This is a genomic window from Paraburkholderia sp. RL18-085-BIA-A (assembly GCF_046027075.1).
In the GTDB taxonomy this organism is placed as follows: domain Bacteria; phylum Pseudomonadota; class Gammaproteobacteria; order Burkholderiales; family Burkholderiaceae; genus Paraburkholderia.
On the sequence record NZ_JARESU010000607.1, the window covers coordinates 1 to 471 of the forward strand.

The 471-nt window shown below is 55.4% G+C and carries 1 pseudogene; it reads right to left on the bottom strand.

Annotated features, from left to right (window positions below):
* A pseudogene (locus P0D89_RS54060) lies at positions 1 to 209 on the bottom strand (transposase); the annotation flags it as partial.
* Between the last annotated feature and the right edge of the window lie 262 nt (positions 210 to 471).

The following is a 471-nucleotide window of genomic DNA, read 5'->3' on the forward strand; positions in this document are numbered from 1 at the left end:
TGGCGGCCTTTGGCATTCCTTTCGATCGGCAGCATCTTCCATTGACAGCCCATGTACAGCACTCGCAGGATGTAGTTGAAGATCTTGTGCAAGGGCAGCGTGGGAGGAGGTCCTCGACGACCCCGCCTCAGATGCGGCAAGACAAACTGCTCGAACTGCTCCAGGCTCAATTCCGTTGGAATCACTTGCCAGCATGGGTTTCCGGTCATTCCCTGCGTCCAGAAATCTGGACTCTAACCGATCTGGCTTCACCGATCAGAAATCCCGTCCTGGCGCGCCTCGCAGACAAATTCGATGGCCTCGAAAAACTGGCAACCAGTTGTCTTACTCCACTCAAGGTCAAAGGCCAATGGAAATGTGTGTCACGAACACAACCGAGGAGCTTGTGATGCTGTACTGAAGATGGAAGTTGGCCTTCCGAAGCCGGCCTGCAGGGGCAGGCTTCAAACCGCCCGGTGCTGCTGCGTTCAA